Origin of the sequence: Streptomyces sp. NPDC051018 (assembly GCF_044456085.1) — a bacterium.
Taxonomy (GTDB): domain Bacteria; phylum Actinomycetota; class Actinomycetes; order Streptomycetales; family Streptomycetaceae; genus Streptomyces.
This window is the reverse complement of sequence record NZ_JBITFN010000008.1, coordinates 13,706-38,154: the sequence shown is the minus strand read 5'-3', so window position 1 is coordinate 38,154 and position 24,449 is coordinate 13,706. Positions and strand designations below refer to the sequence as shown.

Annotated in this window: 22 protein-coding genes; 4 read left to right on the top strand and 18 right to left on the bottom strand. The window is 72.2% G+C overall.

Features of this window, described 5'->3' with window-relative positions:
• The 4 genes from cmk to ACIBCM_RS15715 form a co-directional block, all read right to left on the bottom strand.
• On the bottom strand, positions 1–694 hold a 694-nt coding region (gene cmk / locus ACIBCM_RS15730), incomplete at its 3' end, for a (d)CMP kinase (protein WP_399243403.1).
• A 124-nt stretch (positions 695–818) separates the two neighbouring features.
• Entirely contained in the window at positions 819–1,904 is a 1,086-nt protein-coding gene (locus ACIBCM_RS15725) for a prephenate dehydrogenase (protein WP_399243402.1), read from the bottom strand.
• Entirely contained in the window at positions 1,901–2,263 is a 363-nt protein-coding gene (aroH, locus tag ACIBCM_RS15720) for a chorismate mutase (RefSeq protein WP_399243401.1), read from the bottom strand. Before aroH ends, ACIBCM_RS15725 begins: the two co-directional genes overlap by 4 nt.
• A gap of 133 nt (positions 2,264–2,396) precedes the next feature.
• Positions 2,397–2,834, bottom strand: coding sequence for a YidB family protein (locus ACIBCM_RS15715; protein WP_399243399.1), 438 nt, complete (start codon positions 2,832–2,834; stop codon positions 2,397–2,399).
• Positions 2,835–3,011: 177 nt separating this feature from the next.
• Here ACIBCM_RS15715 and ACIBCM_RS15710 point away from each other — a divergent pair, with 177 nt between their 5' ends.
• On the top strand, positions 3,012–3,482 hold the full coding sequence (locus ACIBCM_RS15710) for a Rieske (2Fe-2S) protein (protein WP_399243397.1): 471 nt from the start codon (positions 3,012–3,014) through the stop codon (positions 3,480–3,482).
• 67 nt (positions 3,483–3,549) lie between these two features.
• Entirely contained in the window at positions 3,550–4,293 is a 744-nt protein-coding gene (locus ACIBCM_RS15705; protein ID WP_399243395.1) for a DNA polymerase beta superfamily protein, read from the top strand.
• Here ACIBCM_RS15705 and ACIBCM_RS15700 read toward each other — a convergent pair.
• From ACIBCM_RS15700 to ACIBCM_RS15635, 14 genes are all read right to left on the bottom strand, one after another.
• Entirely contained in the window at positions 4,219–4,962 is a 744-nt protein-coding gene (locus ACIBCM_RS15700) for a DNA polymerase beta superfamily protein (protein ID WP_399243862.1), read from the bottom strand. The two genes, ACIBCM_RS15705 and ACIBCM_RS15700, sit on opposite strands and share 75 nt — an antisense overlap.
• Positions 4,963–5,036: 74 nt before the next feature.
• Positions 5,037–6,083 (bottom strand): ADP-ribosylglycohydrolase family protein, encoded by a 1,047-nt coding sequence (locus ACIBCM_RS15695; RefSeq protein ID WP_399243393.1) that lies wholly within the window; start codon positions 6,081–6,083, stop codon positions 5,037–5,039.
• On the bottom strand, positions 6,080–6,799 hold the full coding sequence (locus ACIBCM_RS15690) for an NUDIX hydrolase (RefSeq protein ID WP_399243391.1): 720 nt from the start codon (positions 6,797–6,799) through the stop codon (positions 6,080–6,082). Before ACIBCM_RS15690 ends, ACIBCM_RS15695 begins: the two co-directional genes overlap by 4 nt.
• A gap of 89 nt (positions 6,800–6,888) precedes the next feature.
• A complete protein-coding gene (locus ACIBCM_RS15685; RefSeq protein WP_399243389.1) occupies positions 6,889–7,977 on the bottom strand; it encodes an AAA family ATPase in 1,089 nt (362 codons plus the stop codon).
• Positions 7,974–8,627 (bottom strand): nicotinamide riboside transporter PnuC, encoded by a 654-nt coding sequence (pnuC, locus tag ACIBCM_RS15680; RefSeq protein WP_399243387.1) that lies wholly within the window; start codon positions 8,625–8,627, stop codon positions 7,974–7,976. Before pnuC ends, ACIBCM_RS15685 begins: the two co-directional genes overlap by 4 nt.
• A 280-nt stretch (positions 8,628–8,907) precedes the next feature.
• Positions 8,908–10,005: a pseudouridine synthase gene (locus tag ACIBCM_RS15675; protein ID WP_399243385.1), complete on the bottom strand. Its 1,098-nt coding sequence runs from the start codon at positions 10,003–10,005 to the stop codon at positions 8,908–8,910.
• Positions 10,005–10,655 carry an SMC-Scp complex subunit ScpB gene (gene scpB / locus ACIBCM_RS15670; RefSeq protein WP_399243383.1) on the bottom strand — a complete coding sequence of 217 codons (651 nt, stop codon included), beginning with the start codon at positions 10,653–10,655 and terminating at the stop codon, positions 10,005–10,007. Before scpB ends, ACIBCM_RS15675 begins: the two co-directional genes overlap by 1 nt.
• Entirely contained in the window at positions 10,652–11,983 is a 1,332-nt protein-coding gene (locus ACIBCM_RS15665) for a segregation/condensation protein A (protein WP_399243381.1), read from the bottom strand. The genes scpB and ACIBCM_RS15665 overlap by 4 nt, the downstream gene beginning before the upstream one ends.
• A 50-nt stretch (positions 11,984–12,033) precedes the next feature.
• Positions 12,034–12,573 carry a hypothetical protein gene (locus ACIBCM_RS15660; protein ID WP_399243379.1) on the bottom strand — a complete coding sequence of 180 codons (540 nt, stop codon included), beginning with the start codon at positions 12,571–12,573 and terminating at the stop codon, positions 12,034–12,036.
• Positions 12,558–13,601, bottom strand: coding sequence for a ParA family protein (locus tag ACIBCM_RS15655; protein WP_399243377.1), 1,044 nt, complete (start codon positions 13,599–13,601; stop codon positions 12,558–12,560). Before ACIBCM_RS15655 ends, ACIBCM_RS15660 begins: the two co-directional genes overlap by 16 nt.
• Before the next feature lie 553 nt (positions 13,602–14,154).
• Positions 14,155–15,270 (bottom strand): alanine dehydrogenase, encoded by a 1,116-nt coding sequence (gene ald / locus ACIBCM_RS15650; protein ID WP_399243860.1) that lies wholly within the window; start codon positions 15,268–15,270, stop codon positions 14,155–14,157.
• Between the two features lie 143 nt (positions 15,271–15,413).
• Positions 15,414–17,789, bottom strand: coding sequence for a tetratricopeptide repeat protein (locus tag ACIBCM_RS15645; RefSeq protein WP_399243858.1), 2,376 nt, complete (start codon positions 17,787–17,789; stop codon positions 15,414–15,416).
• A gap of 176 nt (positions 17,790–17,965) precedes the next feature.
• The gene (locus tag ACIBCM_RS15640; protein WP_399243856.1) at positions 17,966–18,592 is read right to left on the bottom strand and encodes an NUDIX domain-containing protein; all 627 of its coding nucleotides are present in this window, start codon (positions 18,590–18,592) and stop codon (positions 17,966–17,968) included.
• Between the two features lie 104 nt (positions 18,593–18,696).
• The gene (locus tag ACIBCM_RS15635) at positions 18,697–20,346 is read right to left on the bottom strand and encodes a CTP synthase (RefSeq protein WP_399243374.1); all 1,650 of its coding nucleotides are present in this window, start codon (positions 20,344–20,346) and stop codon (positions 18,697–18,699) included.
• Positions 20,347–20,846: 500 nt separating this feature from the next.
• Between ACIBCM_RS15635 and ACIBCM_RS15630 the strand changes: the two genes are divergently transcribed.
• A complete protein-coding gene (locus tag ACIBCM_RS15630) occupies positions 20,847–22,649 on the top strand; it encodes a glycoside hydrolase family 15 protein (protein ID WP_399243854.1) in 1,803 nt (600 codons plus the stop codon).
• 95 nt (positions 22,650–22,744) lie between these two features.
• Entirely contained in the window at positions 22,745–24,373 is a 1,629-nt protein-coding gene (locus tag ACIBCM_RS15625) for a PucR family transcriptional regulator (RefSeq protein ID WP_399243372.1), read from the top strand.
• Positions 24,374–24,449 lie beyond the last annotated feature (76 nt).

Here is a 24,449-nt window from a genome sequence, read left to right as displayed (position 1 = left end):
CCTGCGCTGCATCTCGGCTTCGCCGCTCCGAAACCAGCGTGACCACGCATTCGATCACCTGCTGGAGCGTCAGGTCGGTGGTGTCGACCTCGACCGCGTCCGACGCCTTGGCCAGGGGGGAGGTCTTACGGCTGGAGTCGGCCGCGTCCCGCTTGATCAGGGCCTCCCGGGTGGCCGCCACGTCCGCGCCCTTCAGCTCGCCGCTGCGGCGGGCGGCGCGGGCCTCCGGGGACGCGGTCAGAAAGATCTTGAGATCGGCGTCCGGGAGGACGGTCGTGCCGATGTCGCGGCCCTCGACGACGATGCCGTCCGCGGCCGACGCGGCGATGGCGCGCTGGAGCTCGGTGATCCGGGTCCGTACCTCCGGGACCGCGCTGACCGCGCTGACCTCGGCGCTGACCTCCTGGGTCCGGATCGCGGCGGAGACGTCCACGCCGTCGACCGAGATCGCCGGAGCGGCCGGGTCGGTACCGGAGACGATGGAAGGCTTGCCCGCCGCCGTGGCGATCGCGGCCGGGTCGGCCACATCGACGCCGTTGGTGATCATCCACCAGGTGATCGCCCGGTACTGCGCGCCGGTGTCCAGATAGCTCAGCCCCAGCGCGGCGGCGACGGCCTTGGACGTGCTCGACTTACCCGTCCCGGCGGGCCCGTCGATGGCAACGATCACGGCGGATTCCACGGTGTCGGACACCTTCCCTGATGTTCGGAGCGGGCCGGGCGGAAGTGCCGATGGGCCCCGAACAAGGTTACCGACTGCCGGCAGCTGCCATGGACACACGGACGGCGGCCCCCGCGAGGGCCTGTTCCCGGGCGCCCTACTGCCGGATCGACCAGCCCCGCTCCCGCAGCGAGGCCGACAGTACGGCCGCCGCCGCGGGCTCCACCATGAGCTGGACCAGGCCCGCCTGCTGGCCGGTGGCGTGCTCGATCCGGACGTCCTCGATATTGACTCCCGCACGGCCCGCGTCCGCGAAGATCCGCGCCAGCTCGCCCGGGCGGTCGCTGATCAGCACCGCGACAATCTCGTACGAGGCCGGTGCGGCACCGTGCTTGCCCGGCACCCGCGCCCGGCCCTCGTTGCCGCGGCGCAGGACGTCCTCGATGCCGTCGATCCCGGTCCGCCGCTTGGACTCGTCGGCCGCCTGGAGCGCCCGCAGGGCCTGGACCGTCTCATCGAGATCGGCGGCCACCCCCGCCAGCACATCGGCGACCGGCCCCGGGTTCGCGGAAAGGATCTCCACCCACATCCGGGGGTCGGAGGCCGCGATCCGGGTGACATCGCGGATGCCCTGGCCACAGAGGCGTACGGCGGTCTCGTCGGCCTCGCGGAGCCGGGCCGCGACCATCGAGGAGATCAGCTGGGGGGTGTGCGAGACCAGGGCGACCGCCCGGTCGTGGGCGTCGGCGTCCATCACCACGGGGACGGCCCGGCAGAGCGCGACCAGTTCCAGGGCGAGATTGAGGACCTCGGTGTCGGTGTCCCGGGTGGGGGTGAGCACCCAGGGGCGGCCCTCGAAGAGGTCGGCGGTCGCGGCCAGCGGGCCCGAGCGCTCCTTGCCGGACATGGGATGGGTGCCGATGTAGGCCGACAGATCGAGGGAGAGCGCCTCCAGCTCGCGCCGGGGGCCGCCCTTGACGCTGGCGACGTCCAGATAGCCGCGGGCGGTGCCGGCGCGCATCGCCGCGGCGAGCGCGCTCGCCACATGCGCGGGCGGTACGGCGACGATCGCGAGGTCGACGGGGCCCTCGGGCGGCTCGTCGGTCCCTGCCCCGAGCGCCGCGGCGGTGCGGGCGCGCTCAAGGTCGTGGTCGACCAGATGGACGGCGATGCCGCGGCCCGCGAGGGCGAGGGCGGCCGAGGTGCCGATCAGACCGGTTCCGATGACGACGGCGGTTCTCACTGGGCGATGTCCTTGCGGAGGGCGGCGGCGGCGCCGAGGTAGACATGCGCGAGGGCGGCGCGCCCCAGCCCGGTCTCCACATGCGCGAGGATCCTTACGACACGGGGCATCGCGCCGGTGACGTCCATCTCCTGGGCGCAGATCAGCGGGACATCGGTGATGCCCAGCCTGCGGGCCGCCGCCGCGGGGAAGGCGCTGCGCAGATCGGGGGTGGCCGTGAACCAGACGCTGATCAGATCGCCGGCGGTCAGCCCGTTGCGCTCCATGACGGCGGTGAGCAGCTCGCCGACCTGCTCGTCCATGTGTCCGGGCTCGTCCCGCTCCAGCTGGACCGCTCCTCGGACCGCTCGTACCGCCACGTCGTGCTCCTGCCCCTGAATCGTCCGTCCGCGTCTGCGTTCAGCCTAGTCAGATGGGTGTCGGCGGCGCGGCGGCGACCGTCTTCCGAGACGGCCGCCGTCCCCGTACGGGCAGGGGCCGCGGCGGCCGGTCTCACAGCCGCCGGCGCCGGATGGCGTCCTCCAGGGAGGTGCCCGCCTGCGGCAGCTCTCCGGAGGGGGTGAGCCTGTCGACGGCACGCGGCAGCGAACGCGCGATCTCGTCGGCGGCCTGCTGCGGGGTGACACCGTTCTCCTCGGCGACTCTCCGCAGGGTGTCTCCCGGGAGGGCGTCGGCGATCTGGGCGCCGCTGACGGGCTTGTTCTCACCGGTGCCGACCCAGGACTTCGCCTGTTCGAGGAGTCCCGACCTGGCCAGCATGCCGATGAGCCCGTCGAGGGGGTTGCCGCCCGCCGACGCGCCGTTCCTGCTGCCGAGGGCGCTCAGCAGGGTGCCGAGGATATGGGCCGTACCGCTTCCCCCGCCGCTGCCGCCGCTGCGGCCGTCGCCGAGGAGGCCGCCGAGCAGAGTGCCCAGGTCGTCAGCCGCCATGGTCCTGCCTTCCGGGATTCGGGGACGGCCCGGAGCGCGTACGGGATGGGGGTACGGGCCCGGGCGCCGGTCCCGCTCAATGTCACCCGGCGCGGACGCGTCCGCCACTCGGCGATTCGCCGCGGGCGTCCGTAGCATGCGGCAGGTCGGGGCGGGCCGAGCGAGGGAGTCGGAACGATGGACCAAGGGCGCAGAACGGTGCTGGCGGCGGGCGCGGCCGGGGCGGCGGCGCTGGTGACGGGATGCACCGGGGAGGGTGGCGGTGGCGCCGGGGACCCGGCCGTATCCGCTCCCCCGCCGGCGGCTTCCCCCTCGGAGCACACCCCGGCCACGGGCCGGGCGTCGCCGGGCGCACCCGCGGGGAAGACGCTGGGGAGGACATCCGACATCCCCGTCGGCGGCGGAAAGATCTTCACGGAGGAGCGGGTGGTGGTGACCCAGCCGACGGCCGGGGAGTTCCGGGCGTTCTCGGCGGTGTGCACCCATCAGAACTGTGTGGTGTCCGAGGTCGCGGACGGAACGATCGGCTGCCCGTGCCACGGCAGCAGGTTCCGCGTCTCGGACGCGTCGGTCGCGAAGGGCCCGGCCACCCGCCCCCTGCCGCCGAAGCCGATCACGGTCACCGAGGACACGATCCTGCTGACCTGACCCGGCCGCGCAGGGGCCGTGGGGCCCGTCGGCTACGGCTGTGAATCCATGCGCATAGGCTTGCGGGATGACTCCCGAGGAACTGGTGCGCGATCACACGGTGTACTCCTGTGTGATGGGGTCACGGGCGTTCGGGCTCGCGACATCGGACAGCGATACCGACCGCCGGGGGGTCTTCCTCGCGCCCACGCCCCTGTACTGGCGTTTCGAGAAGCCGCCGACGCATGTGGAGGGCCCGGCGGACGAACAGTTCTCCTGGGAGCTGGAGCGCTTCTGCTCCCTCGCCCTGGGCGCCAATCCGAACATCCTGGAGTGTCTGGCGTCCCCGGTCGTCGAGCGGATCGACGACACCGGCCGTGAGCTCCTCTCCCTGCGGGAGGCGTTCCTGTCCCGGGAGGTCCACCGGACGTTCGTGCGCTACGCCGAGTCCCAGCACAAGAAGGTGCTGGCCGGGCTGAGCCGTGAGCGCGAACCGCGCTGGAAGCCCGTACTGCATCTGCTGCGGCTGCTGATGAGCTGCCGGGATCTGCTGCGTACGGGCGAACTCGTCCTCGATGTGGGCGAGGAGCGTGAGCGGCTGCTGGCGGTGGGGCGCGGCGAGGTGCCGTGGCGTGAGGCCGAGAGGTGGATGGAGCGCACGGCCCGGGAGGCGGACCGGGCGCTGAGCGTCACCCCGCTGCCCGCCGAGCCCGACCGGGCCCGGGTCGAGGACTTCCTCGTACGCGTCCGGCGGGCCTCAGCCCTCCAGCCGGATCCGTACGACCAGGTCCTCCAGCGCGTCCCGGGCGGTGGGTCCGGCGGGCAGCCGTGACTCCTGGCGGGCCTGTTCCAGTACGGCGTACAGCGCCTCCACATCGGCCCGGACCCTCTCCGGGTCGACACCGGTGGCGGGGCCGTGCTCCGCGTCCGCCTTGGCCGCGATCAGCTCGGACAGATACGCGGGAGCGGCGTCCGTCTCATCGAGCAAGGTCGGCAGATGCGCCTGGACCGTGCCGCCGCGCATCAGCCGGATGCCGGTGAGCAGGGCCCGGAAGGTGTAGAGCAGAGGCTTGAGCTCACCCGTCTTCTCGAAGAGCCGCCACTGAGTGCCGGCGAAGCCCCGGTAGTGGTGGGCGTGGTGGACGGTGAGCACTCCGGGGGCGAGCGCGGTCAGTTCGGTGTGGGCGCCCGAGGTGTGGACGACGAGCGGGGACAGCAGCTGCTCCAGTACGTATCCGTTGGGCCGCAGCATCAGACGGACGAACTTCCGCAGATCGTGCGTGACGAGATCCATCTCCGTGCCGTCCCGGTCCCATATGAGCGAACGGGTCTCCTCGGGCTCGCGGAGTCCGACCAGCTCCGCCACCGGCAGCAGATGGACTCCGCGCAGGTCCACGTCCGAGTCACGGGACGGGAATCCGTAGAGATGCGCCCCCGAGACGGTGGCGAAGAGGAGAGGGTCGGGCTGTTCCGCGACGACGGAGCCGAGGCCCGGGGGCAGCGGCTCTGTCGGCGTCGGGTCGGCGGGGCGGTACGGGTGAGGTCCTGGGAGACCGGATGCGGGTGGTTCACGGGTCAAGAATCCCAGAGCGCTCCCAGTGACATCAGGTCGCTCCGGTACTCGATCCGCTCCGACCACTGCTTGGGCCAGGCCCCGGCGCCCAGGTGCGCTCCCGCGAACGCTCCCGTCAGCGCGGCGATGGAGTCCGAGTCGCCCCGGGTGCAGGCCGCCCGGCGCAGGGCCGTGAGCGGTTCCTCGGGGAAGAGCAGGAAGCACTGGAGGGCGGTGGTGAGGGCCTCCTCGGCGATCCAGCCGTCGCCGGTGGTCAGACAGGGGTCGGCCTCGGGGTCGGGGGTGCGCAGGGCGTTCTCGAGCCGCTCCAGGACGAGCAGGCACTCGTCCCAGCCTCGGGCGATGAACGCCTCGCCCGACGTGTCGTCGGAGTACGTCCACAGATCGCCGAGCCAGCGCTGCCGGTAGTTGCCGCGGCTCTCGTACGCGTACGAGCGCAGCATCCCGACGAGGCCCATCGGCTCGGTGCCCCGGGCGAGGAGATGGACGGCGCGTGCCGTGAGGTCGCTCGCCGCGAGGGCGGTGGGGTGGCCGTGGGTGAGCGCGGCCTGCAGCTGGGCCGCTCCGGCGCGCTGTTCCTCGCTCAGGCCGGGGACGAGACCGACTGGGGCGACCCGCATATTGGCTCCGCAGCCCTTGGAGCCCAGCTGGCTGGCCTGCTGCCAGGCCAGGCGTTCGTCGTCGAGCTTCCGGCAGGCGACCAGGCAGGTGCGGCCGGGGGCGCGGTTGTTCTGCGGGTCGTGGTACCAGGAGATGAACTCCTCGCGCAGCGGCCGGGCCAGACGGGACGCGACGAGGAGCCCGCGGTCCATGGCGGTGCGTATGCCGCGTGCGACGGCGAGGGTCATCTGGGTGTCGTCGGTGACGATCGCGGGCACAGGCAGGCTCATCGAGCGCCAGGGGCCGCACTTGGCCAGGATCTGCCGCACATCGTTGAACTCCGTGGGGAAGCCCAGCGCGTCCCCGAGGGCGAGCCCGATCAGCGAGCCGGTGGCGGCCTGCTTGACGGCCGTCCTCGTGGGCGTGAGCGTGGGCCTGGGCGCGGTCATGACTGCCGTCCTTCCGGTCGCAGAAGCGGGGGATGCAGGGCGGACGCGGTACCCGCCCGGTAGAGCGCGGCGGGTTTGCCCCGGCCGCCGGTCCGGCGCGGGGGCCCCTCGACCGGCTCCACGAAGCCGGGGGTGGCGAGGACCTTCCGCCGGAAGTTGGGGCGGTCGAGTGCGACGCCCCAGACCGTCTCGTACACCTGCTGGAGCTCGCCGAGGGTGAACTCGGCGGGGCAGAAGCTGGTGGCCAGACAGGTGTATTCGAGCTTGGCCCCGACGCGGTCGTAGGCGTCGGCGAGGATGCGGTCGTGGTCGAAGGCGAGCGGGGAGGCCGCGTCGAGCGGTGTCCAGCGGGCGCGGGCCGCGTCGCCCCCGCCGCGCGGCTCGGGCAGATCGGGCAGCAGCGCGGTGTACGCGACGGACACGACCCGCATCCTCGGGTCGCGGTCCGGTTCGCTGTAGGTCCGCAGCTGTTCGAGGTGGCGGTCCTGGACGGTCGCCCGGGACAGTCCCGTCTCCTCCGCCAGCTCCCGGCGTGCGGCGGCCCCGGCGGACTCCTCGGGCCGTACGAAGCCGCCGGGCAGCGCCCACGCGCCCCGGTACGGATCTTCCCCGCGCTCGACGAGCAGGACGTTCAGCAGGCCGTCGCGGACGGTGAAGACGGCGAGGTCGACGGTGACCGCGAAGGGCGGGAAGGCCCTCGGGTCGTACGCGTGCACCGGGCCTGAGCCGGCACGGGGAAGCGGCGCGGGGCCGGAGCGGGGGGTGGATCCGGGGCGGGGGCCCGGCTGGGGGCCGCGGGCGGGCATCAGGTGCGCTCCGAGAGGTCGGGAAGGGGATCGGCGAAGTCCCACCCCTCGCCGATCAGTTCGTCGACGGCGGCGACGGCGGTGGCCAGCCGCCGTTCGTGGGCTCCGGTGAGGCGTACGGTACGCCGTCCCGTGCGCGCGAGTTCGGCGGCGAACCGGCCGGTCATCCAGGGCCGCAGATGCTCCCCGTCGCGCAGGCCGTCGTCCTCGAAGCCGACGCCCTCGTGATCGGTGAGCAGCCACAGATGCTGCCGTCCGCGCGCGGCGATCTCGCCGACCCCGGCATGGGACGTGCCGAGATAGCGCTCGTGCCAGACGGTGGTGGCGAAGGCGTCGGTGTCGCAGATCAGCACCGGCGCACCGGTCCTGGCGGCCGCGTCCTCCGCCTCGGCCTGGCGCCGGGCGATCACCGGGAACTCGTCGGAGGAGAAGACCACCTCACTCCAGTCGGCGCCGGGCCGCCCGGCACGCAGCCGGGCCAGCTTCCGCTCGCTGAACTCCCGCCCGTACTCCGGTACGCAGCGGGTCCCGGCCCAGACCCCGCCGCGCCGCCGGTAGTGGCCGGTGAGGGCGCGCGCCATCGTCGTGGTGCCCGTGGACTCGGCGCCGAGGACGACCACGCGTTTGGTGAGGGCGGCACGCACGGGCGCCCGCAGGAAGTCCCAGCAGCCGACGGGATCCGCCCGTACCGCCGTACCGGAGACCGGGAACAGGCTCCGTCCGGGGTCGACGCAGACCGCGTCCGCGCCGAAGCGGCGGCCCAGTTCCGCGCCGTACGCCTCCGAGGTGAAGACGGCGTCGACGGGTCCGGGGACGGCGGCGCGGAAGACCGCCATGTGCGCGTCCCACACGGCCGGGTCGTTCACGTCCATGGGGATGTCGTCGACGGTGCCCACGACCCGTACGCCGGGGTGCACTTCGCGCATCCAGGCGACCCGGTCGGCGAGGGGTACGGATTCGACGGATGCGGCGCAGACCAGGACGGTCAGCCGCTCGCAGCGGTCGGCCGCGGTCGCCACCAGATGGTGGTGTCCCGCGTGCGGCGGATAGAACTTGCCGAGGACGAGTCCGTGCCGGTAGCGACTCATACCGTCACCTCCGCGGGCCGCGGTCCGGACGCGGAGAGATCGCGCGACCAGTTGCGCAGCCCGGCCAGGCAGAGGGTCAGGAACCCGATGTACAGCAGGGAGGTCAGATACAGCTCCTTGTGCGCGTACAGCGGGATGTAGACCAGGTCGGCCGCGATCCACAGCCACCACGACTCCAGCCGCTTGCGGCACTGCCCGTAGGTCGCCATCAGCGACAGGGCGGTGGTGAGCGCGTCCCAGAACGGGACGGTCGAGTCCGTGGCGCGGTCGAGCAGCAGGGTGATCGCCGTGGTCCCCACCGCCCCGGCGGCCAGCAGCCAGACCCACTCCGTACGGGTGGTACGGCGCACCGGCAGCCGCTCGGAGCCGGGGCCGGCCCCATGGGTCCAGGTCCACCAGCCGTAGGCGGCGAGGGTGATGAAGACGACCTGAAGCCCCGCGTCCGCGTACAGCCCGGCCTGGGTGAAGAGCAGGATGAAGAACAGGTTGTTGGCGATGCCGATCGGCCAGTTGGCGAGGTGCTGGCGGGCGACGAGCCAGACGCAGAGGGCGCCGCTGCCGAATCCGAGGACCTCGGTCCAGCTGACCGGGGTGTCGAGCACGGTGAACAGCGGTTGCTGCAAGGGGTCCAGTACGTCCGCGAGACTCACGCCCGCCTCCTTTATAGTCATGATGACTATAAAGGGGTTCCGGTGGCCGGCACAAGCTTTTTGCGGCCCGGACGGAACCCGGTACGGAACCGTACGGAACAGCGGAAGCCCGCGGCCTGTCCGGGCCGCGGGCTTCTGGGACCGCCGGGGATTCTCGGGCGCTGAGGGCGTCGAGGGCGTCGAGGTGTGAGGGGTCCTGAGGGGACGTGTGGGGGCGTGCGGGCCCGCGGGCCCGAAACCCATCAGGGTCTTGGAGGGTGCCCGAGGAGCCTCCCGCCGGCTACAGGCCGACTTCCTTCATCAGCATGCCGACTTCGGTGTTGGTCAGCCGGCGCAGCCAGCCGGACTTCTGGTCGCCGAGCCCGATCGGGCCGAAGGCCGTGCGCACGAGCTTGTCGACCGGGAAACCCGCCTCCGCGAGCATCCGGCGCACGATGTGCTTGCGGCCCTCGTGCAGGGAGACCTCGACCAGGTAGTTCTTCCCGGTGTTCTCGACGACCCGGAAGTGGTCGGCGCGGGCGTAGCCGTCCTCCAGCGGGATGCCGTCCTTGAGCCGCTTGCCGAGATCGCGCGGCAGCGGGCCCTGGACGGCGGCGAGGTAGGTCTTCTTCACCCCGTACTTGGGGTGGGTCAGCCGGTGGGCCAGCTCGCCGTGGTTGGTGAGCAGGATGATGCCCTCGGTCTCGGTGTCCAGCCGGCCGACGTGGAAGAGGCGCGTCTCGCGGTTGGTGACGTAGTCCCCGAGACACTGGCGGCCGTCGGGGTCCTCCATCGTGGAGACGACACCGGAGGGCTTGTTCAGCGCGAAGAAGAGATACGACTGGGTGGCCACCGTCAGCCCGTCGACCTTGATCTCGTCCTTCTGCGGATCGACGCGCAGCCCCTGCTCGGTGACGATCCTGCCGTTGACCTCCACCCGGGCCTGGTCGATCAGCTCCTCACAGGCACGGCGGGAGCCCATACCGGCCCTGGCCAGCACCTTCTGAAGACGCTCGCCCTCCTGCTCCGCCCCGGGGAAGGTCTTGGGCGTCCGGGCCTCGGGCTTGTTCGCGTAGCGCTCGCGGTTGCGCTCCTCGGTCCGGGCGTCGTACTCGCGCGAGCGGGCGGGAACGGACCGGCCGCCGCGCGGGGACGACTGCCGGGGCGACTGCTTCGGCCCGCCCTTGGCCCCGCCGCGCGCGGCCGAGCCGCGGCCCTGGCGGGGGGCGTCGGAGGAACCGCCGGTGTCGTAGCGGCGCTCCTCGGGGCGGGGCTTGCCCGTGCGCTTCTGCTTGTCGTCGCGTCCCGCACCGGACCTCGGGCGCGAGGCACCCCCGCCCGCGCCCCGGTGGTTGCCGCGCCCGCCGCTGTTCCCGCTGTTCCTGCCGCTGCTTCGCATCAAAGTTCCGTCGTTGGATTGCCTGGATGTGTCTCTTCGGTGTCCGGAGCGTCCGGATCGAACGACGGAACGCCTTCCTCGGTCTCGGCCTCGATCGCCTCGGCCTCGGGGAGGAAGGGCGCCAGCTCCGGGAGCTCGTCCAGACCTCGCAGGCCCATCCGCTCCAGAAAGTAGTTCGTCGTCCTGTACAGGATCGCACCTGTTTCGGGTTCCGCGCCCGCCTCCTCGACAAGACCGCGCTGGAGCAGGGTGCGCATGACGCCGTCGCAGTTCACCCCGCGCACGGCGGAGACGCGGGAGCGGCTGACGGGCTGGCGGTAGGCGACGACGGCGAGGGTCTCCAGGGCGGCCTGGGTGAGCCGGGCCTGCTGCCCGTCGAGGACGAAGCGCTCGACGGCGCCGGCGTGCTCGGCGCGGGAGTAGAACCGCCAGCCGCCCGCCACGAGCCGCAGCTCGAAACCGCGGCCCTGGACGGTGTACTCGTCGGCCAGCTCCCGCAGCGCGCCGGACACGGCCCGGCGCGGCTGTTCCAGGACCTTGGCCAGGTGCTCCTCGGTGGCGGGCTCGTCGACGACCATCAGGACGGCTTCGAGGGCGGGCTTGAGGGCGGCTTCGAGGGGGGTTTCGAGGGCGGGCTCGGGATCGCTCACGCCGTGTCCTCCGTCGTCTCGGGTGCTCGGTCGAACTCGTCGGTGACGGTGGCCTCGGTGTCCCCGCCGGTCCAGGTGACCAGCAGTTCGCCGAGGGCCTCCTCCTGCTCCAGCGCGACGGCCTTGTCCCGGTAGAGCTCCAGCAGGGCGAGGAAGCGGGCGACGACCGTGAGGGTGTCCGGGGCGTCGTCCGCCAGCTCCCGGAAGCCGACTCGCCCGCGCTCCCGCAGCATCGCGACCACGATCCCCGCCTGCTCCCGCACGCTCACGAGGGGGGCGTGGATGTGGTCCACGTACACCTGCGGTCTGGGCCTCGGCTGCATCGCCTTCACCGCGAGCCGTGCGAACCCCTCGGCACCGATGCTGATGACGACCTCGGGCAGCAGCTCGGCGTGGTGCGGCTCCAGCCCGACGGTCCGGGGGTAGCGGCGGCCCTCCTCCTCCAGCCGTCCACTGAAGATCTCCGCGATCTGCTTGTACGCCCGGTACTGGAGCAGCCTCGCGAACAGCAGGTCACGCGCCTCCAGCAGCGCGAGATCGGCCTCGTCCTCCACCTCGGCGGCGGGCAGCAGCCGGGCCGCCTTCAGATCCAGCAGGGTCGCCGCGACGACGAGGAACTCGGTCGTCTGGTCGAGGTCCCAGTCCTCGCCCATGCCCCGGATGTACGCCATGAACTCGTCCGTGACCTTTGACAGCGCGACCTCGGTCACATCGAGCTTGTGCTTGGAGATGAGCTGGAGCAGCAGGTCGAAGGGCCCTTCGAAGTTCACCAGCCGCACGGTGAAGCGCCCGTCCCCGCCGGGTACGTCCCCCTCCTGCCCGGGGTCCCGGATCTCAGGGGTGGAGGCGGCGCGGGTGGCCGGGGGCTTCAGTTCCGGTTCCGGCCCCGGGTCTGCGTCCCCTTCCCGAGACCCGGAGGGCTCGGGGCCCTCACCGTGGCCTGTGGAGCCGTGCCCTGCGGTCACCGGGTCCGCGGCTGCCGGTTCTGCGGCTGCCGGGGCCGAGGGCGCCGGGTCCGGGGCCGCCGGGCCCTCGTCCCGCCGTGCGTCCCGAGCCGGGTCCGCGACCTCCGTCTCCCCGGCCACCGGGTCCGTACCGGATGGCGTGTCCGCGTCCCGTACCGGGTCCGGCGCCCGCTCGGGGTTCCGTACCGGATCCGGCACATGATCCCTGTCCGCGACCGCAGTCCCCGGGCCGCCCGGAACAGCCGGAACGGGCGCGGCGGACACCGGCTCCCCGAGCCCGGTGCCGTCCGGCGCGGGCCGCGCCGCCCCCGGCCCCCGGCCGAGGGCACGGCGGGGCGGGTGAGACGAGTCAGTCGGCGACATGAGGAGGTCCAGGGGTCAAAGCGCGGCGGGGGTAGCGCGCCAGGCTACCCTCAGCGACCGCGGAGACGGCGTACGAGAATGCTCGCGTCGCCGCGCTGTTCCAGGTCCGCCAGTACCACCGCCACCGCCTCGCGCACGATCCGCCCGCGGTCCACGGCCAGGCCGTGCTCGCCGCGCAGGACCAGCCGCGCGTGTTCGAGGTCCATCAGTTCCTCGGCCGAGACGTAGACCGTGATCTTCTCGTCGTGGCGCTCACGTCCGCTCGGGCGGCGGTTCGCTCCACGCCCCCTGCCGCGCCGCGGGGCGGCTCCAGCGGCCTCCTGGGCGGCCTGGGCGCGCCGGGACTTGCCCGGACTGCCCGAGGGCGCCGCCGCGGCCTCCTCGCCCCGGCTGCGGCCCTCGGCGGCCGCCTCCGCCTCCGTCGCGGAGTGCTCCTGCGAGGAGGAGTCGACCGGATCGCTCTCGCCCGCGGGCGGCGGTACCCTCGCCTCGCCGTTCGCCTGGCGGCGCGGCGAGGAAGGCTGCAGCGCCATGCCCCCGGTCGTACGGAACAGTTCGTCGGCCCCGGGCAGACTCACTCGGCGTGACACCGGGCGAGCACCTCCCTGGCGAGCTGGCGATAGGCCGCGGCGCCGACCGAGTTCGACGCGTAGGTCGTGATCGGCTCACCGGCCACCGTGGTCTCCGGGAAGCGCACCGTGCGCCCGATCACCGTGTGGTAGACGTGATCGTCGAACGCCTCGACCACCCGGGCCAGCACCTCGCGGCTGTGCACCGTCCGGGAGTCGTACATGGTGGCGAGGATGCCGTCCAGCTCCAGCTCGGGGTTGAGCCGCTCCTGGACCTTCTCGATCGTCTCGGTGAGCAGGGCGACACCGCGCAGCGCGAAGAACTCGCACTCCAGCGGCACGATCACCTTGTGGGCCGCGGTCAGCGCGTTGACCGTGAGCAGTCCCAGCGACGGCTGACAGTCGATCACGATGTAGTCGTAGTCGGACATCAGCGGCTTCAGGGCCCGCTGGAGCGTGGACTCGCGCGCGACCTCGCTGACCAACTGGACCTCGGCGGCCGAGAGATCGATATTGCTCGGCAGCAGGTCCATATTGGGCACGGCGGTCTTCAGCAGCACCTCGTCGGCCGCCATGCCCCGCTCCATGAGCAGGTTGTAGACGGTGAGGTCCAGCTCCATCGGGTTCACGCCGAGGCCGACGGACAGGGCGCCCTGCGGGTCGAAGTCGACGAGCAGCACCCGCCGTCCGTACTCCGCGAGCGCGGCGCCCAGATTGATGGTCGACGTCGTCTTGCCGACGCCGCCCTTCTGGTTGCACATCGCGATGATCTTCGCGGGGCCGTGGTCGGTCAGCGGACCCGGGATCGGGAAGTACGGCAGGGGCCGCCCGGTGGGGCCGATCCGCTCGCGGCGCTGGCGCGCGGCGTCGGGGGCGAGGGTGGCCGCGTACTCGGGATCGGGCTCGTATTCGGCGTCGGGGTCGTAGAAGTGCCCTTCGGGGACTTCCTCGTAGGCGGCGAAGTGGGTGGACTCCCGCCCACTCTCGTTGCCGGCCATGGCGTTCACGTGTAGGCCGTCCGTCATCGTCATCGTGTGGGCTGTCGTCATGTGCGTGGTGTCCTGGTGTGCCGGGAAGGGCCGTACGGCGACGGAACCCACGGAGCCGACAGCCTCACGCCCGGCCGACGGGTCCGGGCCCCACGCGGAGAGCACCTCCCCCACACCTCCCGGGCGCCGGAGGGGAGTTCCCGCTTGACCACCCCCGGGAGTAAATGTCGACTCATTCACAAGTCGTCTTACCTCCTTGGACGTGACCAGGGCTTTATCGATAGGTCAGCGTGGCACCATGCCGACGGTTGGCGACTCTATGGCGTGTCACCGCTCCGCAGCAACACAATCCACCGGACCCGGCCCGATGTGTCGGCAATGGAACACCCTCCTGTCAAGGGCGCACGGCCTCCCCGATGTGACTCCGTGTGACCCTGCCCACTGGTTTAACGGGCATATGAAACGGTTCAAGGGCTACGTTCGTACCGAGTTGGGGTGTTTCGCCCCCGGGGTGCACACACATCCGGCCGGACCTCGCGCTGCAAGGTCCGGCCGCAGGAGTGATGTTGACGGCGGACGTTGACCGCCAGGGCCTTCCGTCCGCCGGCCGGCGTCAGCCGATGAGCGTGCTCAGCTCGACGTGCGGCAGCCCGTGTGCCTCGGCGACCTCACGGTAAACGACCTGGCCGTCATGGGTGTTGAGGCCCAGCGCGAGCGCCGGGTCACGGCGCAGCGCCTCGACCCAGCCGCGGTTGGCCAGCTCGACGATGTACGGCAGCGTCGCGTTGGTGAGCGCGTACGTCGAGGTGTGCGGGACCGCGCCGGGCATGTTGGCGACACAGTAGAAGACCGAGTCGTGGACCCTGAACGTGGGGTCGGCGTGCGTGGTCGGGTGGGAGTCCTCGAAGCAGCCGCCCTGGTCGATCGCGATGTCGACAAGGACACTTCCGGGCTTCATCTTGGCGACCAGCTCGTTGGTGACCAGCTTCGGCGCCTTGGCGCCGGGGATGAGGACAGCGCCGATGACGAGGTCGGCCTCGACGACGGCCTTCTCCAGCTCGAAGGCGTTGGAGACGACCGTCTGCACCTTGGTGCCGAAGATCTTGTCGGCCTCGCGGAGCTTGTTGATGTCACGGTCGAGCAGGGTGACGTGGAAGCCCATGCCGACGGCGATCTGGGTGGCGTTCCAGCCGGAGACGCCGCCGCCGATGACGACCGCCTTGCCGGCCGCGGTGCCGGGGACACCGCCGGGCAGGACACCGCGGCCGCCGGCCGAGCGCATCAGGTGGTACGCGCCGACCTGCGGGGCCAGCCGGCCGGCGACCTCGGACATCGGGGCGAGCAGCGGGAGCTGCCGGTTCGCGGTCTCGACGGTCTCGTACGCGATCGCCGTGGTGCCGGACTCCAGCAGGGCGTCCGTGCACTCGCGGGAGGCGGCGAGGTGCAGATAGGTGAAGAGCGTCTGGTCCTTGCGGAGGCGGTGGTACTCCTCGGCGATGGGCTCCTTGACCTTGAGGACCAGGTCGGCGGCGGCCCACACCTCGTCGGCGGTGGGCAGGATGCCCGCTCCTGCCGCGACGAACTCGTCGTCCGTGATCGAGGAGCCGGCGCCGGCGTTCTGCTCGATGAGGACCTGGTGGCCGTGGCGCACCAACTCGTGCACGCCGGCGGGGGTGATGGCCACCCGGAACTCGTTGTTCTTGACCTCGCGGGGGATGCCGACCTTCACGTCGATCACGGTCCTTGGCTCAGGGGGGATACAGGGCACTGCCATACATACCCGGACGCACAGGACGCACAGGTATACACCGCGAGAATCGCGATGAGAGCCAGTCTAATGAAGGATTTCCCGCTGTCTAGCCTTGCAAAGCTTTAATCTCTCCCCGCACCACTACGGATTTCGCAGGCAGTGCCCGCCACGTCACCTTCAGGTGCCCCATCGACGCCGGCCGTGCCCCCGGCGGCACGCGCGCCACCTGCGCCGTCCCCGGCACCGGAGCCGCCGAGGTGACCCGTACCACCCGGGGCGCCGGCGGCTTCCCGGGCGCGGGAGTCCTCCGTACCGTCCCCGTGACCGTTCCCGCGCGCGCTCTGCGTCCCCTCAGCGCCCCCGGGACGTCCATCGCCCGCGCCACCGGCCGGACGTGCCGCGCCCCGACCGTCACCCGCACCCTCCCCGCCACCGGATCCGGCGGCGGACAACCCGTCCCCACCGTCCGCGCCACCGGCCCCGTCATGCGCGCCACCGGCTTCGTCCTCCGCGCCGCGGGACTCCTCTTCCGATTCCGACGCCAGCAGCCGGTCCGAGCCCTCCCGGTGCAGCCGCGCGGCGGCCGGGTCGCCGAGCCGGTCGAGGGTGTCGGCGAGCCGGAGCAGCAGCGCGGCCTGGAGCCGTACGTCCCCCGCCTGACGTGCCCATTCCACGGCGTCCTGGCAGGTGGCCAGCGACTCCTGGGGCCGCCCCGCGTACTCCTGGACACGGGCCGCCTCGCTGAGCGCCCGTGCCTGGGACGGCAGATCACCGACCCTGCGGTACCCGGCGACCGAGGCCCGCCAGCAGCGCAGGGCCTCGCCGTACCGCCCCGCGTAGGTGTGGGCGGTGCCGAGACGGCCGTAGAGCCGTGCCTCGTCCGCGCGTTCGCCGCGCGTCTGGCGCTGGGCGAGCGCCCGCCCGTACCAGTCGGCGGCCCGCTGCCAGTCCCCCAGCTCCTGGTACGCCCCGCCTACGGATTCCATCGCGCGCGAGGTCGCGTACGGGTCGTTCGCCGCCCGCCCGGCGTCCAGCGCGGCCCGGTAGCGGGCGAGCGCCTCCTCGTTGCGGCCGGTCCCCGCGTCCAGGTCGGCCAGGTTCAGCAGGGCCGCGGCGGCCTCCCGGTGCAGTCCCCGGCGCTCCGCGACCCCGAGGACCAGCCGGTGCAGCCCGTACAGCTCGGGTGCCGCCGCCTCGGTGCCCCGGTGCGCGGCCAGCGCTCTGACCAGCGCGGCGACCAGCCTTCTGGCCAGGGTGTCCAGCTCGCCGTCCGCCACCGCGACCCGCGCGGACGCGACCAGCGCGTGCTGCCGGGCGGCCAGCCACTCCCCGGCGGCCTCCGGGTCCCCGAAGCGCAGCGGGCGCGGCAGCCCGGCGAGCGCACGGCGGGCCGGGGAGCCCTCCGGTTCGGTTTCGGCCCGGCAGGACTGGAGCAGCCGTACGGTCCGCTCCAGCATCCTGGCGCGGGCGAGCTGTACCTCCGCGGGCTTGTCGACGGCCTCGCTCGACGCCCTCAGCAGCGGTACGAGGGCGCCGGGCACCCGGTACAGCACGCCCTGCGGGTGCAGCAGACCGAGGGAGACGAACTCGTCCAGCGCCGACTGCGCGTCCTCGACCGAGCCGCCGGCCAGCGCGGACGCCGTGTGCGCGTCGGCGAGCCCGGCGGGCGCCAGCGCGAGGAGCCGCAGGGTGCGGGCGACCGGCGCGGGCAGGGACTCGTACACCAGCCGGAAGGCGCGGGCCAGGGGCCGGAGCGCCTGCGGCTGCTCGCGGTCGTCGGGCAGGGCCCGCAGTTGCTTGGTCGCGTCGGCGACGGAGGTCTTGGGCCGGGACGCGAGCCAGCCGCCGACCATGACCAGCGCGGCGGGCTGCCCCGCGCACTCCTCGGCGACGGACTCGGCGGCCTGCGGGTCCACGGTGATCCGTACGGAACCGGTGAAGGTGGCCAGCAGTTCGATCGCGGCCTTGGCGTCCATCCCGCCGAGGGTGCACGGGCGTACGTCGGCGATCCCCGTCAGCGGCCCCTCCGCGACCGCCACCAGCAGACAGTCCGGATTGTCGGGCAGCAGCGGATCGACCTGCGAGGCGTCACCGGCGTCGTCGAGCAGCAGCACGGCCCGGCGGCCGGCGAGCGCGTCCCGCACCATCTCGGACAGCTCGTCCTCGTCCGCCCCGGGCGGCGCGCCGACACCGAGGGCGTCCAGCAGGGCGCGGGCCGTCTCCTCGGTGGGGACCCGGCGTCCGTCGGGATCCGTGAGCCGGGCGCGCAGCACCCCGTCGGGATAGCGCCCGGCGAGCCTGGCGATGAGCTGCTCGGCGAGCGCGCTGCGTCCCGAACCGGGCCTTCCGGCGATGAGGAGCACCCGGGCACGCGGGGCCTTGCGGCCCGCGATGGTGTCCAGGCCGACCCGTTCGACATCGGCCTGAAGGGACTTCAACTCCCTGAGCCGTCCGAAGAATTGACCCCGGGGCGATCCGGTCCGACCGTCCGAGTCCACCGCCTGATCCGTCACGGGCCACGCTCCCGTCCAGTCGCGCACGAGCCGAGCCCGCAGGGAATCCGCACGGGCGTTCCGAGCGTAGTTCACTCTCTGCGACGAACCGGGCGGAGCGTGCCCGATGGATCACCTGATCGGATCAATCGGATCGGAAGATCATCGGATCGGCGGATGTATCACGCTTCGAACGGCCGGGCGGGCCAGGGCGCCCCGGCGGGCCGGAGCGCGTTCAGGCCCGCGCCCGCCCGTGCGGCGGCGACCGCCAGCGCGCCCACCACCAGGCAGTTGTTGTGCAGCTCCCCGGCGAGCGCGCCGCGCACGAGATCCTGGAGGGGCACCCGCGCCAGCTCCATGTCGGCCTCCTCCTCGGAGACCGCGTAGCGCTCGCCCTCCGCGACCGAGAGATCGCGGGCGAGGAAGATCCGTACGGCCTCGTCGCAGCCGCCGGGCGTGGTGTACACATCGGTCAGCACCCGCCAGTCCTCGGCCTTGACGTGCGCCTCCTCGTACAGCTCGCGCTGGGCCGCGTGCAGCGGGTTCTCCCCGGGGATGTCGAGCAGACCGGCCGGGATCTCCCAGAGCTTGTGCCGTACGGGGTGCCGGTACTGGCGCAGGACGACCACCCGGTCCTCGTCGTCGAGCGCCAGGACGGCGACCGAGCCCGGGTGGACCTGGTAGTCACGGCGCGCGACCGAGCCGTCGGGCATGACCACGTCATCCGTACGCACGCTGGTCTTGTTGCCCCGGAACGGAACGGCGGTCGCGGTGACCTCCCACTCCTCGGGTGTGTCCTCGATGGCCATGGCGCTGTTCATGAAAAGGGGTCCTCCCGGTGGCTGCGACGGCGTCGGCCGGAGTGCGTGCCCATGGACGGACACCCACCCCGGCCCACCGTAACGCCTGGAGGTCAGTCGCCCTGGATGCGCTCCACCGCGGCCCTCACCAGGCCCGCGAAGAGCGGGTGCGGCCGGGTCGGACGGGACCGCAGCTCCGGGTGCGCCTGGGTGGCGACCAGATACGGGTGCACCTCGCGCGGGTACTCGACGTACTCGACGAGCTTGTTGTCCGGGCTGGTGCCCGAGAACACGATCCCGGCCTTCTTCTCCAGCTCGGCGCGGTAGGCGTTGTTCACCTCGTAGCGGTGCCGGTGGCGCTCCTCGACATAGGGCTGGTCGTCGTAGACCTCGCGCACGATCGAGCCCTCGGCGAGCTTCGCCGGGTAGAGCCCGAGCCGCATGGTGCCGCCGAGGTCGCCCGCGCCCTCCACATACGCCAGCTGCTCCTCCATCGTGGAGATCACCGGGTGGGAGGTGGCGGCGTCGAACTCTGTGGAGTTGGCCCCGGCGATCTCGGCGAGATTGCGCGCGGCCTCGATCACGATGCACTGGAGGCCCAGACAGAGGCCGAGGAGCGGGATCCTGTTCTCCCGGGCGTACTGGATCGCGCCGACCTTGCCGCTGACGCCCCGGTCGCCGAAGCCGCCGGGGATGCAGATGCCGTCCACGTCACCGAGCTGCTTCTCCGCGCCGGCCGGGGTCTTGCAGTCGTCGGAGGCGACCCACTTGACCTTGACCCGCGCCCGGTTGGCGAAACCGCCCGCGCGCAGCGCCTCCGTCACCGAGAGATAGGCGTCCGGCAGATCGATGTACTTGCCGACCAGCGCGATGGTGACCTCGTGGTCGGGGTTGTGCACCCGGTCCAGCAGATCGTCCCAGATCCGCCAGTCCACGTCCCGGAACGGCAGATCCAGCTTGCGTACGACATAGGCGTCCAGGCCCTCGGTGTGGACGACCTTGGGGATGTCGTAGATGGACGGGGCGTCCGGGCACGCGATGACCGCGGCCTCGTCCACGTCGCACATCAGCGAGATCTTGCGCTTGATCGCGACGGGGACCTCGCGGTCGGCGCGCAGCACGATCGCGTCCGGCTGAATACCGATGTTGCGCAGCGCGGCGACGGAGTGCTGGGTCGGCTTGGTCTTCAGCTCGCCGGAGGGGCCGATGTACGGGAGCAGCGAGATGTGCACCACAAACACATTGTCCCGGCCGACCTCGTGGCGGACCTGGCGGACGGTCTCCAGGAACGGCAACGACTCGATGTCGCCGACCGTGCCGCCGACCTCGGTGATCACGACGTCGACGTCGTCGGTCGCCATCCGGCGGATACGGCTCTTGATCTCGTTGGTGATGTGCGGGATGACCTGCACGGTGTCACCGAGGTACTCGCCCCGGCGCTCCTTGGCGATCACCTGGGAGTAGACCTGCCCGGTGGTGACGTTGGCCGAGCCGTCGAGGTCGACGTCCAGGAAGCGCTCGTAGTGGCCGATGTCCAGGTCGGTCTCGGCGCCGTCGTTGGTGACGAACACCTCGCCGTGCTGGAAGGGGTTCATCGTGCCGGGGTCTACGTTCAGATAAGGGTCGAGCTTCTGCATCGTGACGCGAAGTCCCCGGGCCTTGAGCAGCGCGCCCAGGCTGGAAGCAGTGAGCCCCTTGCCGAGGGAGGAGGCGACACCCCCGGTGACGAAGATGTGCTTGGTCGTCATGGATTTGGGTGGCATCGCCAAGAGGGGGCTCCCGTGGTCGCGAGGGGTGAGGTGCGTACCGGCAGCCGTCCGTCCCGAGCGGGTCGGTGGATGCCGTCGCTGCGGTTTCGGGGCCGCTGTTTCCCACAGGCATGCCACCGGTCCACGGGGTACCAGGGTATCAGCGCCGAGGGGAGCCCGCTTCCGGCCATGCGTCCCCACTCGGGCACCTTCAATCTCAGCGGTGCGCACCCGTCTCACCAGGCGCTCATCCTTGGCCCACCCGTTCGGGGGACCCGCGTTGTCCAGACCGCCACGCGGATACCTGTGGTGCGTCGTATCCTGCTCGGACACTCGCTCTGCTGAGCGATGCCGAGGGGCGCGCGAAGCGCATCAGAGCAGGGTGGTGGTAGTTGGCGGGCGGGCGGCGGAACATCGCATTCCTGCACGTCGGACCGGCATCCCGGCGCTCGCGTCCCCCGACCGCAGCAAGCGCCCCTCACGGGGCGGACATGGCCGTTCGACTGGAGACGCACGTGGCCGGGCGCATCGAGGATTACGCACTCATCGGGGATATGCAGACCGCCGCGCTGGTCTGCCGGGACGGCACAGCCGACTGGTTGTGCTTGCCCCGCTTCGACTCGCATGCCGTCTTCGCCGGACTCCTCGGCACCGAGGAGCACGGTTTCTGGCGGCTGGGACCCGCCCATGCCGCGAACGCGGAACCCCCCGCTGCCGACCGGCGCCGCTACCGCGGTGACTCCCTCATCCTGGAGTCCGAGTGGGACACCCCGCGCGGCACGGTCCGCGTGACGGACTTCATGCCGCCGCGAGACGGGGCACCGCAGCTGATCCGGATCGTGGAGGGCGTCAGCGGACGGGTGCCGATGCGCTCCGCGCTGCGGATGCGCTTCAGCTACGGACGGATCACCCCCTGGGTCCACAAGGTCGACGGCCGCACGGTCGCCGTCGCCGGGCCGGACTCGGTCTGGCTGGACACCACGGCGGAGACGTACGGCAAGAACCTCACGACCTACTCCGACTTCACCGTCTCCCCCGGTGAGCGGATCGCGTTCACCATCAGCTGGCAGCCCTCGCACCACCGGCCGCCCGCGCTGCCGGAGCCGGAGGCGTCGCTGGAGGCGACGGAGGACTTCTGGCGCGAGTGGGTCGAGCACTGTACGTACCACGGCCCCTACCGCGAGGCCGTCGTCCGCTCGCTGATCACGCTCAAGGCCCTGACCTACGCCCCCACCGGCGGCATCGTCGCCGCGCCCACCACCTCCCTGCCGGAGGAGATCGGCGGCGTCCGGAACTGGGACTACCGCTACACCTGGCTGCGCGACGCCGCCATCACCCTTTCCTCCCTGCTGCGCACGGGCTACCGCGAGGAGGCCCGCGCCTGGCGCGAGTGGCTGCTGCGCGCGGTCGCGGGCGACCCGGAGAACCTGCAGATCATGTACGGGATCGCGGGCGAGCGGGAGTTGGGCGAGGCGGAGCTGGACTGGCTGCCCGGCTACGAGAACTCCGCGCCCGTACGCGTCGGCAACGGCGCCGCCCATCAGCTCCAGCTCGATGTCTACGGCGAGGTCACCGAGGCCCTGCACCTGGCCCATATGACCGGTCTCGCCCGCAACGACTACGCCGCGCTGCTCCAGCTCAAGCTGATCCAGTACCTGGAGAACCACTGGATGGAGCCCGACGAGGGCATCTGGGAGGTCCGCGGCCCCCGCCGGCACTTCGTCCACTCCAAGGTGATGGCCTGGGTCGCCGTCGACCGGACCATCAAGCTCGTCGAGTCCGGGGACGCGGACGGCCCCCTGGAGCGGTGGAAGGCCATGCGCGACGACATCCACCGCGATGTCTGCGAGAAGGGCTACGACAAGGAGCGCAACACCTTCACCCAGTCCTACGGCTCCCGTGAGCTGGACGCCTCCCTGCTGCTCATCCCGCAGATGGGCTTCCTCCCGCCCGACGACAAGCGTGTCATCGGCACCATCGAGGCGATCCAGCGGGAGCTGTCCACCGAGGACGGTTTCATCCTGCGCTACCCGACCGCCGGTGAGAACGCAGGGGTGGACGGTCTGGAGGGCGACGAGGGCGCGTTCCTGGCCTGCTCGTTCTGGATGGCCGACGACCTCGCGATGATCGGCCGGGTCGACGAGGCCCGCAAGCTCTTCGAGAAGCTCCTCGCACTGCGCAACGACCTCGGGCTGCTCGCCGAGGAGTGGGACTCCAAGCACGGCCGCCAGGTGGGCAACTTCCCGCAGGCGTTCAGCCATGTCCCGCTGATCGACACCGCCCTGCGGCTCACCGCCTCGGGCGCGTACGGAGGGTAAGGGCCCTTCTCCGGGGCCCGGGTCGTAGGGTGCGGGACGGGGTAGCGTCCGAACCGCACCCTACGACCCTTTTCGCAAGGCAAGGCGGCAGTTGAGTGGAGACCCAAGGGGAGCCCCAGGGCGGTATCACCGTACGCAGGGCACTGGAGCTGCCGGGGCTGCGCTCCGGCCTGCCGGAGGTGGTCGCCGGCGCGGACCTGCTCCACCGTACGGTCCGCTGGGTCCACGCCGGCGAGGTGCCGAACATCGCCTCCCTGCTCAAGGGGGGCGAGCTGCTGCTGACCACGGGCATGGGGCTGGGGACCCGGCCCGCCGAGCAGCGCGCCTTCGTCCGGCGGCTCGCGGACCGCGGGATCTCCGCGCTGGTCGTCGAGCTGGGCCCGCGCTTCAGCGCCCTGCCGTCGGCCGTCGTGGAGACCGCGCGGGCGGCCGGGCTGCCGCTGGTGCAGCTGCGCCGGGAGGTCCCCTTCGTCTCGGTGACGGAGGAGATCCACACCGAGATCGTCAACGGGCACTACGCCCTCCTGCGGCGCGCGGAGGAGGTCCACCGGCGCTGTACGGAGGTGCTCCTCGACGGCGGCGGGGTGCCGCAGGTCCTGCGGATCCTCGCGGACTTCGCCGCCAACCCGGTCTTCCTGGAGACCGCGGACGGGGAGCTGCTGTACGCGGCGGGCTCCGGGGCAGGCCCGGCCGGAGCCGACCCCCTCCAGGTGTGGGAGGGTCTGCGCGGCGCCCGGGAGGTCCGTGCCTCGCCGCCCGCCGGGACGGTGGTTGTCGATGTTCCCGGCGGCGGGCGGGGAGCAGGCGCGGTACGCGCCAGGCTGGTGCTGCCCGCCGTCGGCTCACCGCTGCTCACGGTGCACCGCATGGCGGCGGAACGGGCGGCCGGACTGCTGGCGGTCGTCCTGATGCAGACCCGCCAGGAGGAGGAGCTGGCCGCGCGCGGGCGCGGTGACTTTCTGACCGACCTCGCGGAGGGGCGTATCCCGGCGGCGGACGCGCCCGCCCAGGCGAAGGTCCTCGGCTTCAGACCGGGCACCGGACCGCTGCTGCCGATCGTGATGCGGCTCTCCCTGTCGTCGGGGACCTGGGCGCCGCTCGCCCACACCCTGCTGGAGGAGCTGACCGCGGTGGGCGCGCCCGTACTGCTGGGCGTCCGCCCGGTGGAGGGCCGGGTTCCGCTGCTGGTCGGCCTGCGCTCGGAGGCCGAGCGGCCGGGGGTCGCGGACCGGGTGGCGGCGGCGCTGCGGGCGGGTGTGGAGCGCACCGGGCTGGAACGGGCGGGGGCGAATCCGCCGGTCGTGGTGGTGGGGCGGGCGGGCGACTGGTCGGCCGTCTCGGCGGGGCTGCGGCACGCGGCGGAGACGGCGACGGCGGCGCAGGGCCTGACCGGCAGTCCCTGGTACGACGCGCGGCGGCTCGACACGGAGCTGCTGCTGTGGCGTCTGCGGGACGATCCGGACCTGGCGGCGTTCGTCGAGCGCGCGATCGGGCCGCTGCGGGAGCACGACGCGACGTCGCGGCCCGCGCTGCTGCCCACGCTGGAGACGTATCTCGCGCACGCGGGCCGCAAGGCGGAGACAGCGCGCGAGCTGCATCTGAACCGCCAGACCCTCTACAACCGGCTGGCCCGTATCGCCGACCTCCTCGGCACGGATCTGGACGACCCGCAGACGGTCCTGTCCCTGAGCCTGGCACTCCGCGCCCGCCGCCACCTGCTCTGAGCGGGGGGTGCCGGCCCCCGGGCCCCCTGCGCCTCAAACGCCGGCGAGGCTGAGAGGTGCTGCCGTCGACCTCCGC

Excerpts from the sequence above, each read along its gene's own strand:
- ACIBCM_RS15640 (WP_399243856.1), bottom strand. The coding sequence starts at position 18,592 with ATGGCCATCGAGGACACACCCGAGGAGTGGGAGGTCACCGCGACCGCC.
- ACIBCM_RS15665 (WP_399243381.1), bottom strand. The coding sequence starts at position 11,983 with ATGTCGCCGACTGACTCGTCTCACCCGCCCCGCCGTGCCCTCGGCCGG.
- ACIBCM_RS15655 (WP_399243377.1), bottom strand. The coding sequence starts at position 13,601 with ATGACGACAGCCCACACGATGACGATGACGGACGGCCTACACGTGAAC.
- ACIBCM_RS15635 (WP_399243374.1), bottom strand. The coding sequence starts at position 20,346 with ATGCCACCCAAATCCATGACGACCAAGCACATCTTCGTCACCGGGGGT.
- ACIBCM_RS15715 (WP_399243399.1), bottom strand. The coding sequence starts at position 2,834 with ATGGCGGCTGACGACCTGGGCACTCTGCTCGGCGGCCTCCTCGGCGAC.
- ACIBCM_RS15695 (WP_399243393.1), bottom strand. The coding sequence starts at position 6,083 with ATGACCGCGCCCAGGCCCACGCTCACGCCCACGAGGACGGCCGTCAAG.
- ACIBCM_RS15675 (WP_399243385.1), bottom strand. The coding sequence starts at position 10,005 with ATGCGAAGCAGCGGCAGGAACAGCGGGAACAGCGGCGGGCGCGGCAAC.
- ACIBCM_RS15710 (WP_399243397.1), top strand. The coding sequence starts at position 3,012 with ATGGACCAAGGGCGCAGAACGGTGCTGGCGGCGGGCGCGGCCGGGGCG.
- ACIBCM_RS15685 (WP_399243389.1), bottom strand. The coding sequence starts at position 7,977 with ATGAGTCGCTACCGGCACGGACTCGTCCTCGGCAAGTTCTATCCGCCG.
- ACIBCM_RS15705 (WP_399243395.1), top strand. The coding sequence starts at position 3,550 with ATGACTCCCGAGGAACTGGTGCGCGATCACACGGTGTACTCCTGTGTG.